A 19348-nucleotide genomic window follows, 5' to 3' on the forward strand; every position below is an offset into this window, starting at 1 on the left:
GGGGAGTGCGATCTCGCGCTGGCGGGTGGTGTGACGGTGATGTCGACGCCGGGCGCCTTCGTGGAGTTCAGCCGGCAGGGCGGTCTTGCTGGTGATGGCCGGTGCAAGGCGTTCGCGGAGGGTGCGGACGGTACTGGTTGGGGTGAGGGTGTCGGTGTCCTGCTGGTGGAGCGGTTGTCGGACGCGCGCCGGAACGGGCACCGGGTGCTTGCGGTGGTGCGTGGCTCGGCGGTCAATCAGGATGGCGCGTCGAACGGTCTGACGGCGCCGAACGGTCCGTCGCAGCAGCGGGTGATCCGGGCAGCGCTTTCGGCGGCAGGGTTGTCGGCGGCGGATGTGGACGCGGTCGAAGCGCACGGTACGGGTACCAAGCTGGGTGACCCGATCGAGGCGCAGGCGCTCCTGGCCACGTATGGGCGGGAGCGGTCCGGGGACCGGCCACTCTGGTTGGGTTCGGTGAAGTCGAACCTGGGGCACACCCAGGCCGCCGCAGGTGTGGCCGGTGTGATCAAGATGGTGGAGGCGCTCCGGCACGGGGTGCTGCCCGCGACGCTCTACGCGGAGGAGCCGTCCTCACACGTGGACTGGGCGTCCGGAGCCGTGCAGGTACTCACCGAGCCGCAGGCCTGGCCGACCGGTGCGGACCGTCCGCGCCGCGCGGGTGTCTCGTCCTTCGGCCTCAGCGGCACCAACGCCCACATCATCCTGGAGGAGGCGCCGCAGGAGAGTGCGGAGCCGGGCGAGCCCGTTGCCCTGCCGGTGGTGCCGTGGGTGCTCTCCGGCCGAGGCTCCGACGCCCTGCGCTCCCAAGCCGCCCGTCTCCTGGAAGCCGTACGGTCCGCGCCCGCGGTCGACGCCGTCGAGATCGGCGCCGCTCTCGCCACCACGCGCACCGGGTTCGAGGACCGGGCCGTCGTCTGGGGCCGGGACGGCGACGAACTCCTCGCCGGACTGGCCGCGTTGGCGCAGGGCGAACCCAACCCCCGCGCGGTCACCGGCACGGTCGGTGAAGGGCGCACGGCGTTCCTGTTCTCGGGACAGGGCGCGCAGCGGCTCGGGATGGGGCGTGAACTGTACGACGCCTTCCCGGTGTTCGCGGAGGCTTTCGACGCGGTCTGCGCGCAGGTGGGGGAGGAGCTGCGGGACGTCGTCCTCGGTGAGGACGCCGAGCGGCTCGACCGTACGGAGTGGACGCAGCCCGCACTGTTCGCGGTCGAGGTGGCGCTGTTCCGCCTCGTGGAGTCCTTCGGGATCCGGCCGGACGTCCTGATCGGTCACTCCATCGGTGAGATCGCCGCCGCCCATGTCGCCGGAGTGATGTCACTGGAGGACGCGTCTGCGCTGGTGGTCGCGCGCGGGCGGCTGATGCAGGAGCTGCCGGCCGGCGGCGCGATGGTGGCCGTGGAGGCGTCCGAGGACGAGGTGCTTGCCCTGCTCGGCGACGAGGTGTGGCTCGCCGCCGTCAACGGCTCGCGGGCTGTCGTGATCGCGGGCACCGAGGCAGCTGTCGTCGAAGTCTCTGAGCAGCTGAAGCGGCAGGGCCGGCGTACCTCCCGCCTGCGCGTCTCGCACGCCTTCCACTCCCCGCTCATGGAACCGATGCTCGACGCTTTCCGGGCGGTGGCCGAGCGGATCACGTACGCGGCCCCGTCGATCCCCGTCGTCTCGAACCTGACCGGACGCCTCGCTGTCGAGGACGAGTTGGCGTGCGCCGACTACTGGGTCCGCCACGTCCGCCAGGCCGTCCGCTTCGCCGACGGCATCGACACACTCAGCGCCGAAGGCGTCACGCGTTTCCTGGAGATCGGCCCCGACGGCACCCTCACCGCCCTCACCCGGAACCGCGTCCCGGACGCCGCGGCCCTGGCCGTACCGGTGCTCCGCAAGGACCGGGCCGAGGCCGACGCGCTGTACGCCGCCGTGGCCGCGCTGCACACCGCCGGCGCCCCGGTCGGCTGGGACAAGGTGTTCGCGGGAGCGCGAGCCGCGGCCTTGCCGACGTACGCCTTCCAGCGCTCCTGGTACTGGCCCGAGCCGCGGCGCGGTGCGCACGACAGGTCCGGCGCGGCCCCTGGTACGACGGCCGGGGAGACCGCGTTCTGGGAGGCCGTGGACCGAGGTGACGCCGAGGGGCTCGCCGGTGTGCTCGACCTGGACGGTGAGGTGCTCGACGGGGTTGTTCCCGCCCTGTCCGCGTGGCGGCGTACACAGGTCGAGCGGACCACCGCCGACTCCTGGCGCTACCGCGTGCGCTGGGAGCGGCTGGCGGCGGGCGACGGTCGTCCGGCCGGCGGGCGGTGGCTGCTGTTGCAGTCCGGTGACGGGCCCGCCCTGACCGGCATCGAGGAGTTCGTACCGGGGATCGAGCGCGTGGAGTGCGCCGCCGGTGTCGAGCGGGCGGCGCTGGCCGAGCTGTTGCGTGCGGTGGCCGCCGACCCGGAGCCCGTCGCCGGTGTGCTGTCCTGCCTGCCGGACGTCGGCAGTGCGCTCACCCTCGTACAGGCGCACGCCGACGCGGCGCTCGCGGCACCGCTGTGGCTGGTGACCAGCGGAGCCGTCGCCGTGGGCGGCGGGACCGAGGCCGCGGTCGAGCCGGCGCGGGCCGCGGTATGGGGCCTGGGCCGCGTGGCCGCCCTGGAACACCCGGACGTCTGGGGCGGGTTGCTCGACCTGCCCGCCCGGCCGGACCGGCGCACCCTCGCGCGGGCCGCCACCGTGCTCGCCGCCGCCGACGAGGACCAGGTCGCCGTGCGCGGCGCCGACGCCTACGCCCGCCGGCTCGTGAACGCGCCCGCGCCCGTCACGACCGGCGAGTGGACCGCCCCCGGGCGCCTCCTGATCACCGGCGGCACCGGCGCCCTCGGGTCGCGGGTCGCCCGCTGGGCCGCCGGACTCGGCGCCCACGAGCTGGTGCTGACCAGCAGGCGCGGGCCCGACGCGCCCGGCGCGGACGACCTGACGGAGCAACTCACCGCGCTCGGAGCACGGGTGACGGTCGTCGCCTGCGACCTGGGCGAGCGGGACGCCGTCGCCACACTGCTGGCCGAGCACCCCGTCGACGCGGTGCTGCACTGCGCGGGCGTCCTCGACGACGACGTCATCGCCTCGTACACCCCCGACCGGCTCACGGCCGTGCTGGCGGCCAAGGCGGTCGCCGCCGACCACCTCGACGAACTGACGCGCGACAGCGGCCTGTCGGCGTTCGTGACGTTCTCCTCCATCGCCGGTGTGTGGGGCAGTGGCGGCCAGGCCGCCTATGCCGCCGCCAATGCCCACCTGGACGCCCTCGTCGAGCGCCGCCGCGCCCGCGGCCTGGCCGGTACGTCCGTGGCCTGGGGCCCGTGGGGCGGCACCGGCATGGCCGCCGACGACGCCGCCCGGACGCTCCTCGAACGGCGCGGACTGCGCCCGCTCGACCCCGAGGCCGCGCTGACCGCCCTCGGCCGCGCCCTGGCCGCCCGGGACATCGCCGTCGTCGTGGCCGACGTGGACTGGGACCGGTTCGCGCCCGCGTTCACCACCGGCCGGCCCAGCCCCCTGCTCGCCGCCCTGACGGAGGAGGCCGCAGGCCCGTCGGCCCGTACGCCCGTCGCCGGGGTGGGCGGTGCGCTGCGCGAGCGGCTCGCCTCACTAAGCCCGCAGGAGCGCGACGCGGCCCTGCTCGACCTGGTGTGCCGCCGGGCCGCCGCCGCGCTCGGGCACACCGACCCGGCCGCCGTCACGGTCGGCCGCGCCTTCCGCGAGATGGGCTTCGACTCGCTGACCGCCGTCGAACTGCGCAACGACCTCACCACCGAGACCGGCGTCGCGCTGCCCAGCACCCTCGTCTTCGACCACCCCACCCCGCTCGCCGTCGCCGCCCACCTGCGGGACGTCCTGTTCGGCGCCGCGCAGGACGAGCGGCCCGAGGCGACGGTGCGGGCCACCGACACCGACCCCGTCGTCATCGTCGGCATGGGCTGCCGCCTGCCGGGCGGCATCGAAGGCCCCGACCAGCTGTGGGAGCTGCTGGCCGCCGGCGGCGACACCGCCGGCGGGTTCCCCGAGGACCGCGGCTGGGACCTGACGGCCCTGCTGGAGGCGAGCGACACCGGGTCCGGCGGCTTCCTGGCACAGGCCGCCGCGTTCGACGCCGCGTTCTTCGGCATCAGCCCCCGCGAGGCCCAGGCGCTCGACCCGCAGCAGCGGCTCGTCCTGGAGACGTCCTGGGAGGCCCTGGAGCGATCCGGGATCGCGCCCACCGCCCTGAAGGGGTCGCGCACCGGCGTCTTCGTCGGCGCCGGCAGCTCCGGGTACGCCACCGGGCTCACCGAGATCCCCGAGGGGCTCGGCGGCCATCTGCTGACCGGCCAGGCGGGCAGCGTCGTCTCCGGCCGCGTCTCCTACGCGCTGGGCCTGGAGGGCCCGGCCGTCACCCTCGACACCGCGTGCTCCTCCTCGCTGGTCGCCCTGCACCTGGCTGCGCAGTCGCTGCGCTCCGGCGAGTGCGACCTCGCCCTCGCGGGCGGCGTCACCGTCATGGCCGACCCCGGCGCCTTCGTCGAGTTCAGCCTCCAGGGCGGTCTGGCGCCCGACGGCCGCTGCAAGGCCTTCTCCGACGACGCCGACGGCACCGGCTGGGCGGAAGGCGTCGGCATCCTCGTCGTCGAACGGCTCTCCGACGCGCGCCGCAACGGGCACCGCGTGCTGGCCGTCGTGGAGGGCACCGCCGTCAACCAGGACGGCGCCTCCAACGGCCTCACCGCCCCCAACGGCCCCTCGCAGCAGCGCGTCATCCGCCAGGCCCTCGCCTCCGCCGGCCTCACCCCGCAGGACGTCGACGCCGTGGAGGCGCACGGCACCGGCACCACCCTCGGCGACCCCATCGAGGCACAGGCGCTGCTCGCCACCTACGGCCAGGACCGCCCCGCCGAACGCCCGCTGTGGCTCGGCTCGGTCAAGTCCAACCTGGGACACACGCAGGCCGCCGCCGGAGCCGTCGGCATCATCAAGATGGTCCTGGCGCTGCGCGAGAACACCTTGCCGCGCACGCTCCACGCGGACCGGCCCTCCTCCCGTGTCGACTGGCAGGCAGGCCGCATCCGCCTCCTCGACGAAGCCGTCGCATGGCCCGGCGGCGACGACCGGGTCCGCCGCGCGGGGGTCTCCGCGTTCGGCGTCTCCGGCACCAACGCCCATGTCGTCCTTGCCGAGGGTGAACCGGTGGGCGCGGCGGAGGGGTTGATTCCGCCCGGCCGGGACGACAGCGAGCACGTCGCTCTCGCGGAGACCGAACCGGCTCGAACGGCTGCGGAGGTGACCCCCTCCGATCGGGACGACGCCGGCTCCGGCCGCACCGCCCTGCCCTGGCTGCTCGCCGCCCGCAGCGCGCCCGCCCTGCGTGACCAGGCCACCCGGCTCCTCGCCCACCTCGAACAGCGGCCCGGACTCGGCGCCGCCGACGTCGCGCACGCCCTCGCGTTCACCCGAGCCCACCTCGAGCACCGGGCCGTCGTCACCAGCACCGGCCGCGACGCCCTGCTGTCCGCGCTCGGCACCCTCGCCGCCGGTGGCACCGACCCCGCCGTCGTCACCGGGGACGCCCTGGCCGGGGGCGGCACCGCGTTCCTCTTCGCCGGCCAGGGCACCCAGCGGCCCGGTATGGGACGTGGCCTGTACGAGGCGTTCCCCGCGTACGCCGACGCCTTCGACGCCGTCTGCGGCCACTTCGACGGACTGCTGCCCCGGCCGCTCGCCGAGATCGTGCACGGCGACGACGCCGGCACCCTCGACCGCACCGCGTACGCACAGCCGGCCCTGTTCGCCGTCGAGGTCTCCCTCTACCGGCTGCTGGAGTCCTTCGGCGTGCGGCCCGCTCACCTCCTCGGCCACTCCGTCGGCGAGATCACGGCCGCCCACGTCGCCGGGGTGATGACGCTCCCCGACGCCTGCCGTCTGGTCGCCGCCCGCGGCCGGCTGATGCAGGCGCTGCCCGAGGGCGGCGCGATGATCGCCCTCCAGGCCGCCGAGGAGGAGGTGCTGCCCCTGCTCGCCGGACGGGAGGACGTCCTCGGGGTGGCCGCCGTCAACGGCCCCCGCTCCGTGGTCGTCTCCGGCGACGAGGACGCCGCCCTCACCGTCGCCGCCCACTTCACGGCGCAGGGCCGCAGGACCACCCGGCTCCGGGTCAGCCACGCCTTCCACTCGCCCCGCATGGAGCCGATACTCGACGAGTTCCGGGCCGTCGCGGCCGGCGTCGAGTACGCCGAGCCGCGGATCCCCCTCGTCTCGAACGTGACCGGCCGCCTCGCGGGCCCCGGTGAACTGACCGACCCGCAGTACTGGGTCCGGCACGTGCGGCACGCCGTACGGTTCGCCGACGGCGTCACCGCCCTGGAGGAGCTGGGCACCGGCCACCTGCTCGAACTGGGTCCCGACACCACCCTGACCGCCCTCGCGCAGAACGCCTGGCAGGGGGCCGCGCCGGTGGCGGCACCCACGCTGCGCGACGACCGCGACGAGGCGGAGACACTGCTGAGCGCCGTCGGCACCCTGCACACCCACGGCACCGCCGTCGACTGGCGTGCCGTGCTCGACACCGTGGCGCCCGGCGCGGCCCCCGTCGACCTGCCCACCTACGCCTTCCAGCACCGGCCCTACTGGATCGAGCCCACCGCCGCCACGGACCCCGCCGCCGGGCTCGTCCCCGCCGGACACCCGCTGCTCGGCGCCGTCGTGCCGTCCGCCGTCGACGACACCCTGCTGCTCACCGGCCACCTCACGGTCCGCGGCGCGGGCTGGCTCGCCGCCCACCGCATCGAGGGCGCCGCCGTCGTCCCGAGCACCGCCTTCCTCGAACTCGCCCTGGTCGCAGGGGTGCACGCGGGCCGCCCGCAACTCGGCGAACTCGTCCTGGAACGCCCCCTGGTGCTGCCCGAGCACGGCGGCGTCGCCCTCCAGATCCGGGTCGAGGCGCCGGACGCCCGCGGCGACCGCGCGTTCGCCGTGCACGGCCGGCCCGCCGGCGACGCGGGCGCGCCATGGTCGCGGCACGCGTCCGGCGTGCTGACCGCCGAGACGGAGCCCGCCGCCGCGTTCGACCTCACCACCTGGCCACCGTCCGGCGCGCGGGAACTCGCCACCGACGGCCTGTACGCCCGCCTCCGCGCGGCCGGACTCGACTACGGGCCCGTCTTCCAGGGACTCACGGCCGCCTGGCAGGACGACGACGCCGTGTACGCGGAGGTGGCCCTGCCCGACTCCGCGACCGGCGACGCCGCCCGCCACGACCTCCACCCGGCGCTCCTGGATGCGGCGCTGCACCCGCTCGGCCTCGGCGCGTTCGACGGCCTGGGCGACGGACGCGTGCTGTTCTCCGCGGGTCCGGCCCGCCTGTTCGCCACCGGAGCCACCACGCTCCGCGTCCGCCTGGAGCGCACCGGCCCGGACACCCTCGCCCTCACCGCGGCCGACGCGATCGGTGAACCCGTCCTGACCATCGGCACGTTGCTGCTGCGGGCCGCGCCGCGGGCGACTGGTCCGGACGCCCCTTCGGCCGAGGCGCATGCCGCCGGCCAGCAAACCGCTTCGGCGGGCGCTTCGGCCGCGGGCCAGGAGGCGGCCTCGGCCCCCGGCCAACAGAGCACTGCCGCCGCCGCGACCCTGGGCCAGGGGACGGCCTTGGCCGCCACTCAGGCCGCCGGCCAGGAGATCGCCTCGGCCGCCGGCCAGCAGTCCGCCCCCACCTCCGCTCCCGCCACGGCTACCGGCCCCCAAGCCGTTCCCACCGCCACCCCGGGCACCGGCCAGGGAACGGCCTCACCCACCGCCCAGCAGACCACCCCGCCCACCCCGGCCCGCCGACGCGCAGCCACCCGTACCCAGGCCCCCGGCACCCCCCTGGAACGCCTCGCCACCCGCCCCGCGGCGGAGCGCGAACGGGCCCTGCTCAGCACCGTCCGCGAACGCGTCGCCGCCGTCCTCGGCCACAGCGGGGTCGACGAGGTCGAGCCGGCTCGTCCGTTCACCGACCTCGGCCTGACCTCGCTGACCGCGGTCGAACTGCGCAACGCGCTCAGCGCCGCCCTCGGCGTCACCCTGCCCGCCACCCTCGTCTTCGACCACCCCACCCCCTCGGCGCTCGCCCGCCACCTCGCCGCCGACCTGTTCGACACCGCCGACGCCGCGGGCCCCGTAGCCGTACGACGCGCCGTCGACGACGACCCGATCGCCGTCGTGGGCATGGCCTGCCGCTACCCCGGGGGCATAGCCGACCCCGAGGACCTGTGGAACCTGGTGCGCGCCGGTGCCGACGGCATATCGCCGCTGCCCACCGACCGCAACTGGAACCCCGAGCGGCTCTACCACCCCGACCCCGACCACCCGGGCACCGTCTACACCCGCGAGGGCGGCTTCCTGCACGACGCCAGCCGCTTCGACCCGGCGTTCTTCTCGATCAGCCCCCGCGAGGCCCTCGCCATGGACCCGCAGCAGCGGCTCCTCCTGGAGGTGTCCTGGGAGGCCCTGGAGCGCGCGGGCGTCGACCCGGCCGCGGCCCGCGGCTCCGCCACCGGCGTCTTCGCCGGCGTCACCTACCAGGACTACGTGACGATCCTCGCCGCCTCCGACGACAACTTCGAGGGCTACGTAGGCACGGGCAACTCGCCCAGCGTCCTGTCCGGCCGCATCTCCTACGCCCTCGGCCTGGAAGGGCCCGCGGTCTCCGTCGACACCGCCTGCTCCTCCTCGCTCGTCGCCCTGCACCTCGCCGCGCAGTCCCTGCGCCAGGGGGAGTGCGAACTCGCCCTGGCCGGCGGCGTCACCGTGATGTCGACGCCCGGTTCCCTGATCGAGTTCAGCCGGCAGCGCGCCCTCGCCGAGGACGGCCGCTGCAAGCCGTTCTCCGCGGACGCCGACGGCGCCAGCTGGGCCGAGGGCGTCGGCATGATCGTCCTGGAGCGGCTGTCGGACGCCCGCCGCAACGGCCACCAGGTGCTCGCCGTGATCCGAGGCTCCGCCCTCAACCAGGACGGCGCCTCCAACGGCCTCACCGCCCCCAACGGCCCCTCGCAGCAGCGGGTCATCCGCCAGGCCCTCGCCTCTGCCGGCCTCACCCCTCAGGACGTCGACGCTGTGGAGGCGCACGGCACCGGCACCACCCTCGGCGACCCCATCGAGGCACAGGCGCTGCTCGCCGCCTACGGGCAGGACCGCCCCGAGGAGCGGCCCCTGTGGCTGGGCTCCCTCAAGTCCAACATCGGGCACAGCCAGGCGGCAGCCGGTGTCGGCGGCGTCATCAAGATGGTCATGGCACTGCGCGAGAACCTGCTGCCACGCACCCTGTACGCCGAGAACCCGACGCCGCACGTCGACTGGAGCGCCGGCCACGTCCGCCTGCTCACCGAGGAACAGCCCTGGCCGGAGACGGGCCGCGCCCGCCGCGCCGGCGTCTCCTCCTTCGGCATGAGCGGCACCAACGCCCACGTCATCGTGGAGCAGGCCCCCGAGCACCCCGAACGCCCCGCCGCGCACACCACCCTGCCGGCCGTCCCCGTCCTGCTCTCCGCCCGCACCCCGGCCGCGCTGCGCGCCCAGGCCGCCCGGCTCCGCACCCACCTGCGCGCCCGCCCCGGCACCCCGCTCACCGACCTCGGCTACACTCTCGCCGCCGGCCGCGCCGCCCTCACCCACCGCGCCGCCGTCCTCGCCGACGACACCGGCGCACTCGACGAGACCCTGGCCGCCCTCGCCGCCGACGCGCCGCTCACCACGCCCGTCCCGGTCGGCAGCGCGCTGCCCGGCGGCGCCGAACCCGTCCTCGTCTTCCCCGGCCAGGGCGCCCAGTGGGCAGGCATGGCCCGCGAACTCCTCGACGAGTCACCGGTGTTCGCCGACTGGATCGACCGCTGCGAGCAGGCGCTCGCCCCGCACGTCGACTGGTCGCTGACCGCCGTGCTGCGCGGCGACGAGGGCGCCGCCGACCTCGGCCGCGTCGATGTGGTCCAGCCGGCCCTGTGGGCCGTCATGGTCGCCACGGCCGCTCTGTGGCGCGCGCACGGCGTCCGACCGGCCGCCGTCGTCGGCCACTCCCAGGGCGAGATCGCCGCCGCCTGCGCCGCCGGGGCCCTCACCCTGGAGGACGGCGCCCGCGTCGTCGCCCTGCGCAGCCGCGCCATCACCCGCATCGCCGGGAGCGGCGGCATGATGTCCGTACCGCTGTCCGCCGACGAGACCCGCGCCCGCATGGAGCCGTGGGCGCAGCGCCTCGCTGTCGCCGCCGTCAACGGGCCCGCCTCCTCCGTCGTCTCCGGCGAGGCCGCCGCCCTCGACGAACTGCACGCCGCCCTCGTCGCGGACGGCGTCCGCGCCCGCAAGGTCAACGTCGACTACGGCTCGCACTCCGCGCAGGTCGAGGCGGTCCGCGCGACCGTCCTCGACGCCCTCGACGGCATCACCCCGCGCGACGCTGAGATCCCCTTCCGCTCCTCGCTCACCGGGGAGTGGCAGGACACCACCGGGCTCGACGCCGCCTACTGGTACAGCAACCTGCGCGAGACCGTCCGCTTCGAGGACGCCGTCCGCGGCCTGATCGCGGCAGGACACCGCACCTTCATCGAGGTCGGCCCGCACCCCGTGCTCGCCGTCGGACTGCGCGAGACCCTCGACGCGGCCGGGGCCGACGGCGTCGTCCTCGGGTCCCTCCGCCGTGACCAGGGCGGCTTGCGCCAGTTCCTCGCCGCCCTTGCCGAAGCCCATGTCCACGGCGTGGACGTCGACTTCGGGACCGTCTTCGCCGGCACCGGCGCCCTCCGCACCGACCTGCCCACCTACGCCTTCGAGCACCAGCGCTACTGGCCCACCGTCCGCGAGGCGGCCGCCGCCGACCTCGCCGCGAGCGGCGCCCTCACGGCCGGCTCCGTGGAGGCCCGGTTCTGGGAGACCGTCGAGCAGGAGGATCTGGAGAGCCTCGCCGGCAGCCTGGACCTGTCCGCCGACGCGCCCCTCAGGAGCGTCCTGCCCGCCCTGTCCCAGTGGCGCCGCACCCGCAGGGAACGCGCCACCACGGACGCCCTGCGCTATCGGGTCGCCTTCAGCCCCCTCGACACCGGCGCGGCCGCCCTCACCGGTACGTGGCTGCTCGTCACCCCAGCCGAGGAGGCCGGGCACACCGCGGTCGCCGACGCGGTCGCCGATGCGCTCAGCGCGGGTGGCGCGCGTACGGTCCGGCGGATCGTCCTGCCCGGCGAAGCCCCCGACCGCACCGCTCTCGCCGCCCTGCTGACCGGCGACGACCAGGACGCACGCCCCGCCGGCGTCCTGTCCCTGCTCGCCCTGGACACCCGCGACCACCCCGGCCACGTGGCCGTCCCCGTCGGACTCGCCACCACCCTCGCCCTGATCCAGGCCCTCGGTGACCTCGGCCTCGACGCGCCCCTGTGGTGCGCCACCCGCGGCGCCGTCGCTGTCGGCTCCGCCGACCCGGCGCCCGACGCCGCCCAGGCCCTCGTCTGGGGTCTCGGCCGGGTCGCGGCCCTGGAGCACGCCGACCGCTGGGGCGGCCTGCTCGACCTGCCCGCCGACCTCGACACCCGCTCCGCCACCCGTCTCGCCGCCGTCCTCGCGGAGCCCGGTCAGGAGGACCAGATCGCGCTGCGCGCCACCGGCGCCCACGGCCGCCGCCTGGTCCACGCTCCCGGCGCCGACACCCCCGCCGAGCCCTGGCGGCCGCGCGGCACCGTCCTCGTCACCGGCGGCACCGGCGCCCTCGGCGGCCACGTCGCCCGCTGGCTCGCCGACCGCGGCGCCACCCACCTGGTCCTCGCCGGCCGCCGCGGCGCCGACGCGCCCGGCGCCACCGCCCTGCGCGACGAACTCGCCGCCCGCGGTGTCGAGGTCACCCTCGCCGCCTGTGACGTCTCCGACCGCGCCGCCCTCGCGGAGCTGCTCGCCGCGCTCCCTGCCGACCAGCCCCTGGACGCCGTGTTCCACGCGGCCGGATCCCTCGACGACGGCGTCGTCGACTCGCTCACGCCGGACCGCATGGACCCCGTCCTGCGCGGCAAGGCGGGTGCCGCCCGCGCCCTGCACGACCTCACCCGCGGACTCGACCTCTCCGCGTTCGTCCTGTTCTCCTCGACCGCGGGCGTTCTCGGCGGCGCCGGACTCGGCAACTATGCGCCCGGCAACGCCTACCTCGACGCCCTCGCCGCCGAACGCCGCGCCGCCGGACTGCCCGCCACCGCCGTCTCCTGGGGCCTGTGGGCCGACGGCGGCATGGTCGGGGACAGCGCGGGGGACCGCATGCGCCGCCACGGCGTCCACCCCATGGACACCGCAGCCGCCTGCGAGGCCCTCGGCCACGCCCTCGACCTCGGTGACACCCACGTCGTCGTCACCGACCTGCGCTGGGACACCTACGCCCCGTCCTTCACGGCGCCGCGGCCCAGCCACCTGCTCGACGAACTGCCCGCAGCCCGCGCGGCGTTGGCGGCCACCCGGCAGAACGCGGGGCCGGCGGTGGACGACACCTCCTCGCTCCACGCCCACCTGGCCGCCCTGCCCGCGTACGAACGGGCCGGAGCCGTCCTGGAGATCGTGCGCGGGCACGTCGCCGGCGTCCTCGGTCACCCCTCCGCCGAGGCCGTCGACCCCGGACAGCCCTTCACCGACCTCGGCATCGACTCGCTCAGCGCCGTCGAGCTGCGCAACGGCATGAACCGCATCACCGGCCTGCGCCTGCCCAGCACCCTCGTCTTCGACCACCCCACCTGCCGGGCCCTCGCGGACTTCCTGCTCGCGGAGGTCACCGACGACACGGTGGCGGAGACCGCCGAGCGCGCCCCGCGCCGGGACGCCGCGGACGACGACCCGATCGCCGTCGTCGCCATGGGCTGCCGCTTCCCCGGGGACGTCCGCACCCCCGAGCAGTTGTGGAGCATGCTGCGCGACGGCGAGGAGGGCCTCGTGCCCTTCCCCGAGGACCGCGGCTGGGACCTGGCGGCGCTGCACGACGCCGAACCCGGCAAGACCGGCACCGTCGCCACCCGCACCGGCGGGTTCCTCACCGACGCGGGCGGTTTCGACCCGGCGTTCTTCAACATCTCGCCCCGCGAGGCCGTCGCCATGGACCCGCAGCAGCGGCTGCTCCTGGAGATGGCGTGGGAGACCTTCGAGCGGGCGGGCATCGACCCCCGTACGCTGCGCGGCAGCCGGACCGGCGTGTTCGCCGGCACCAACGGCCAGGACTACACCGGCATGCTCGCCGCCTCCGGCGAGGACTTCGAGGGCTACATGCTGACCGGCAACGCGGCCAGCGTCGTCTCCGGCCGCCTGTCCTACACCTTCGGCCTCGAAGGTCCCGCGGTCACCGTCGACACGGCCTGCTCCGCCTCCCTGGTCGCTCTGCACCTCGCCGTGCAGTCCCTGCGCACGGGGGAGTGCGACCTCGCCCTCGCCGGCGGCGTCACCGTCATGGCCTCGCCCGGTCTCTTCGTGGACTTCAGCCGGCAGCAGGGGCTCGCTGAGGACGGCCGGTGCAAGGCGTTCGCCGAGGCGGCCGACGGTACGGGCTTCTCGGAGGGCGGTGGCCTGCTGCTCGTGGAGCGGCTGTCGGACGCCCGCCGCAACGGGCATCCCGTGCTCGCGGTGGTGGCGGGTTCGGCGGTCAACCAGGACGGTGCGTCCAACGGCCTCAGCGCCCCGAACGGGCCCTCGCAGCAGCGGGTCATCCGGGCCGCGCTCGCCGACGCGGGTGTCGCGGCGGCTGACGTGGACGCGGTGGAGGCGCACGGGACCGGCACCAAACTCGGCGACCCCATCGAGGCACAGGCGCTGCTCGCGACCTATGGCCAGGAGCGTGCTCCCGAGCGGCCGTTGTGGCTCGGTTCGGTGAAGTCGAATGTCGGTCACACGCAGGCGGGTGCCGGTGTGGCGGGTGTGATGAAGATGGTGCTCGCGATGCGTCATGGGGTGTTGCCCGCGACGCTCCACGTGGACGCGCCTTCTTCGCACGTCGACTGGGAGCAGGGCGCGGTGGCGTTGCTGACCGAGGCCCGGGAGTGGCCGGAGACCGGCGAGCGGCCGCGAAGGGCGGGGGTGTCGTCCTTCGGGATCAGCGGGACCAACGCCCACGTCGTCCTGGAGGCCGTCCCTGAGGAGCCTGCCCCCGCCCTGGAACCGACCGCGTCCACCGGCCCGGTGCCCTGGGTCCTCTCCGCCCGCAGCCGCGACGCCCTGCGCGCCCAGGCCGCCCAACTCCTCGACCACCTGGGCCACAACCCCGACCTCACCCCCGCCGACCTCGGCCTCTCGCTCACCGCGACCCGCGCCGTCCTGGAACACCGCGCCGTCGTCCTCGGTGCCGACCGCGCCGCCCTCACCGACGGACTGCGGCTGCTCGCCGCCGGCGAGACGGGGCCGCACACGGTCACCGGCGCCCACCGGGGGGACGGCAAGACCGCGTTCCTCTTCTCCGGCCAGGGCGCTCAGCGCCCGGGGATGGGCGCCGCACTGTACGAGGCGTTCCCCGTCTACGCCGACGCGTTCGACACCGTCTGCGCCCACTTCGGCGACGACCTGCGCGCGCTCGTCCTCGGCGACGACGCCGAGCGTCTGAACCACACCGAGTGGACCCAGCCCGCCCTGTTCGCCGTCGAGGTCGCCCTCTTCCGGCTGCTCGAATCCTGGGGCGTGCGGCCGGACTTCGTCGCCGGGCACTCCATCGGCGAGATCGCGGCCGCCCACGTCGCCGGGGTGCTGACGCTCCCCGACGCCTGCGCCCTGGTCGCCGCCCGCGGCCGCCTCATGCAGCAACTCCCGGCAGGCGGCGCCATGTTCGCCGTCGAGGCCGCCGAGGACGAGGTGCTTCCGCTCCTCGCGGACCACCCGGACGCCGGGGTCGCCGCCGTCAACGGCCCGCGTTCCGTCGTGATCTCCGGCACCGAGGACACCGTCACCGACATCGCCGCGAAGCTCGCCGCCGACGGGCGCCGCACCACCCGGCTGCGGGTCAGCCACGCCTTCCACTCGCCGCTCATGGAGCCCATGCTCGACGCCTTCCGCGCCGTCGCCGCCGGCCTCTCCTACGCCCCGCAGCAGCTGGCCGTCGTCTCGAACGTCACCGGCCGGGCCGCCGCCCCCGGCGAGCTGCAGGACCCGGAGTACTGGGTGCGCCACGTACGGGCAGCCGTCCGCTTCGCCGACGGCATCGGCTGGCTCGCCGAGCACGGCGCGGACCGGTTCGTCGAGGTCGGCCCCGACGGCACCCTCACCGCGATGGCACAGAACTGCCTGCCGGACGCCGACCAGACCCTCTTCGTACCGGCGCTGAGCAAGGACCGCGACGAGCGGGAGACGCTGCTCGACGCCCTCGCCCACGCCTTCAGCCACGGCGTGAGCGTCGACTGGCCGCGCCTCTTCGACGGCGCCGGCGCCCGCGTCGTACCGCTGCCGACCTACCCCTTCCAGCGCCGCCGCTTCTGGCCGAAGCCGCCCGTGCTGCTCGGCGACGTCACCACCGCCGGACTCGGCGCGAGCAGCCACCCGCTGCTCGGCGCCGCGGTCGAGCTCGCCGACGGAGCCGGTCTGGTCTTCACGGGCCGCCTCGCGCTCGGCTCCAGCCCCTGGCTCAAGGACCACGCCCTCACCAGCACCGCCCTCTTCCCCGCCACCGGCTTCCTCGACCTGGCCCTGCACGCGGGCGCCACGACCGGCTGCGAAGAGGTCGCCGAACTGACCATCCTGACGCCGCTTACGCTTCCCGACCGGGGCGGCGTGCAGGTGCAGGTACGGGTCGAGGCACCGGACGCCACCGGGGCGCGGCCGCTGACCGTGCACGGCAGGGCCGACGACGCCGAACCCGGCACACCGTGGACCCTGCACGTCAGCGGACTGCTCACGGAAGCCGCCGCACCGGCCGCCGCACCCTACGACTTCACCGTCTGGCCGCCCGAGGGCGGCGCGGAAGTGGCGCTCGACGGCTTCTACGAGGCGTTCGCCGACCGCGGCCACCTCTACGGCCCGCTGTTCCAGGGGCTGACGCGGGTGTGGACGCGCGGCGAGGAAGTCTTCGCCGAGGTCGCCCTGCCCGCCGACGCCGACCCCGCGGCCGACGCCTTCGACCTCCACCCGGCCCTCCTCGACGCCGCCCTGCACGCGGTGATGTTCGTGCCGATGAAGGACGCCGGACGGCTCCCGTTCTCCTGGAGCGACGTGCGCGTGGACGCCGTCGGCGCCTCCGCGCTGCGGCTGCGCATGGTCCAGGAAGGCCCGGAGGCCATCGGTCTCGCGCTCGCCGACCCGGCCGGCAGGCCCGTCGCCTCCGTCGGCTCCCTCACCCTGCGCGAACTCACCGGTGACCTCGCGGGTTCCACCGTCGGCGCCCCCGACCGGCAGGACCTGTACGAGCTGGACTGGCAGCCGCTCACCACCCCGGCCACCGAACCGACCGCGACCACGTGGACGGTCGTCGGCGCCGGAGAGGCGGACGACCTGGCCGCCGCACTGCGCGCCGCCGGACACACCGCGCACACCGTCCCCGACCTCGACGCCCTCGCCAAGTCCGACGAGATCCCCGGCACCGTCCTGTACGCCGTACCGGTCGCAGCGGCCCGCCCCGGGGCCGAGGCCGGCGCGGCCCGCGCCACCACCGGCCACGCCCTGGACCTCGTACGGCGGTGGCTGGACGAACCGGCGTTCCTGCACGCGCGGCTCGCCGTCGTGACCCGCTGCGCCGTCCCGGCCGCGCCCCGGCCCGCGGACCCGGCGCAGGCCGCCGTATGGGGTCTGGTGCGGGCGGCCCGCACCGAGAACCCCGGCCGGCTCGTCCTCGCCGACACCGACGGCACCGCCGCCTCCCTGGCCGCGCTGCCCGCCACACTCGGCGACAGCGCCTTCGAGGTCGCCGTCCAGGACGGCAAGGCACTCGCACCGGGCATCGTGCCGTTCCGCGCCGACCGGGCCCTCGTCCCGCCGGCCGGCACCGAGGCCTGGCGGCTCGGGGTCGAACGCACGGGCACCCTGGAGAGCCTGCGCCTGGCCCCCTGCCCGGAGGTCACCGCGCCACTGGCCCCGAACGAGGTGCGGATCTCGATGCGCGCCGCCGGCGTCAACTTCCGGGACGTCCTGACCGCACTCGGCATGTACCCCGGCGACGCCACCGCGATCGGCCTGGAGGGCGCCGGTGTGGTCACCGAGGTGGGCTCCGCCGTTGCGGGACTCGCGCCGGGGGACCGGGTGATGGGCATGTTCGCCGGCGCGTTCGGGCCGGTCGCCGTCGCCGACGCCCGGATGGTCGCCCGGATCCCGCAGGGCTGGACCTTCGCCGAGGCCGCCACCGTCCCCATCGTCTACCTCACCGCGTACTACGCCCTCGTCGACCTCGGCGGACTCAAGCCCGGGGAGCGCGTCCTCGTGCACGCCGCCGCGGGCGGCGTGGGCTCCGCGGCCGTCCAGCTCGCCCGCCACCTCGGCGCCGAGGTGTACGGCACCGCGTCCCCTGCCAAGTGGGACGCTCTGCGCGCCGCGGGCCTGGACGACGCGCACCTCGCCTCCTCCCGCGACCTCGCCTTCGAGCAGCGGCTGCGCACCGCCACCGACGGCGACGGCTTCGACGTCGTCCTGGACTCCCTGGCCCGGGAGTTCGTGGACGCCTCCCTGCGGCTCCTGCCGCGCGGCGGCCGGTTCCTGGAGATGGGCAAGACCGACGTCCGCGACCCCGCACAGGTCGCCGCCGACCACCCCGGCGTCGCCTACCGCGCCTTCGACCTGGTCGAGGCGGGTCCCGAGCGGATCGGCGAGATCCTCACCGACCTCGCCGACCTCTTCGCCCGCGGTGTCCTCGAGCCGCTGCCGATGGCCGTGTGGGACGTGCGCCGGGCCCCCGACGCCTTCCGCTTCCTCAGCCAGGCCCGCCACATCGGCAAGGTGGTCCTCACCCTGCCGGCCGCGCCCGACCCCGAGGGCACCGTCCTGCTCACCGGCGGACTCGGCGGGCTCGGCCGGATCACCGCCCGCCACCTCGTCGCCGACCAGGGCGTGCGGCACCTGCTGATCGCCGGGCGGCGCGGCCCCGACGCGCCCGGCGCCGCCGAACTGCGCGCCGAACTCGCCGCACTGGGCGCCGAGGTGACCATCGCGGCCTGCGACGTCGCCGACCGCACCGCGCTCGCCGCACTCCTCGCCGCCATCCCCGCCGACCGGCCCCTGACCGCCGTGGTGCACACCGCGGGCGTCCTCGCGGACGGCGTGCTGTCCTCGATGACCCCGCAGCGGTTCACCGAAGCGCTGCGGCCCAAGGCCGACGCCGTGGTCACCCTGCACGAGCTGACCCGCGGCCTCGACCTGGCCCGGTTCGTGGTCTTCTCCTCCGTCGCCGGCACCTTCGGCGGCGCGGGCCAGGCCAACTACTCGGCGGCCAACGCGTTCCTCGACGCCTTCGCCGGCCACCGGCGCGCCCAGGGCCTGCCCGCGGTCTCCCTCGCCTGGGGCACGTGGCTGCCGGACGCCGGGATGACCGGCGAACTGGGCGACGCCGACCGCGAACGCCACGCCCGTACCGGCATGGTGGCGCTGGACGCCGCCCACGGCATGCGCCTCCTCGACGCCGCGACCGGCACCGACCGGGCCGCGCTGCTGCCCATGCACCTCGACCCGGCCGCCCTGCGCGCACACCACGACGTCCTGCCGGTGCTGCTGCGCGGCCTGGTCCGCACCCCCGCCCGGCGCCGCGCCACAGCCGCCGCGCCCGCGACGCCCGCCGCACAGGCACCGCAGTCGCTCGCCGAACGGCTCGCCCCGCTGCCCGCCGAAGACCGCGAACAACTCCTGCTCGACGTGGTCGCCGAACAGGCCGCGGCCGTCCTCGGCCACGGCTCCGCCACCGAGATCGACCCCGAACAGACCTTCAAGGAAATGGGCTTCGACTCGCTGACCGCCGTCGAACTGCGCAACCGGCTCGCCGCCGCCACCGGACTGAGGCTGCCCGCCACCCTGGTCTTCGACTACCCGACCGCCCTCGCCCAGACCCGGCACCTGCTGGGCGAACTGTCCCTGCCCGAGCCGCCCGGCACCGCGCAGGCCCTGCTCGGCGAGATGGACCGCCTGGAGGGCGCGCTGCGCGACTCCGGCGTGGCCGGCGAGGACCGCGACAAGGTCACCGCCCGGCTGCGCGCGCTGCTCGCCCACTGGCAGGGCGAGCCCGTCGCCACGCCGGCCGACGCCCCCGACCCGCACGACGCACCGGACGCGGAACTGGCCGGGGTCGAGTCCGCGGGCGACCTCTTCGACCTGATCGACCGCGAGCTGGGGGACGTATGAGCACCCCGCCGGTCCCTCCGCCCGCACCCGACGACGCCCCGGCCCGCCCGGTTGT

1 protein-coding gene is annotated in these 19348 nt (G+C 75.8%); it reads left to right on the forward strand.

Translation table 11 applies throughout. The features are described from left to right. Positions 1–39: 39 nt before the first annotated feature. Positions 40–19293 carry a type I polyketide synthase gene (locus tag ABZY33_RS25735; RefSeq protein WP_356494036.1) on the forward strand — a complete coding sequence of 6418 codons (19254 nt, stop codon included), beginning with the start codon at positions 40–42 and terminating at the stop codon, positions 19291–19293. The last annotated feature ends 55 nt before the right edge of the window (positions 19294–19348 follow it).

Origin of the sequence: Streptomyces sp. NPDC006552 (genome assembly GCF_040611655.1) — a bacterium.
GTDB lineage: Bacteria > Actinomycetota > Actinomycetes > Streptomycetales > Streptomycetaceae > Streptomyces.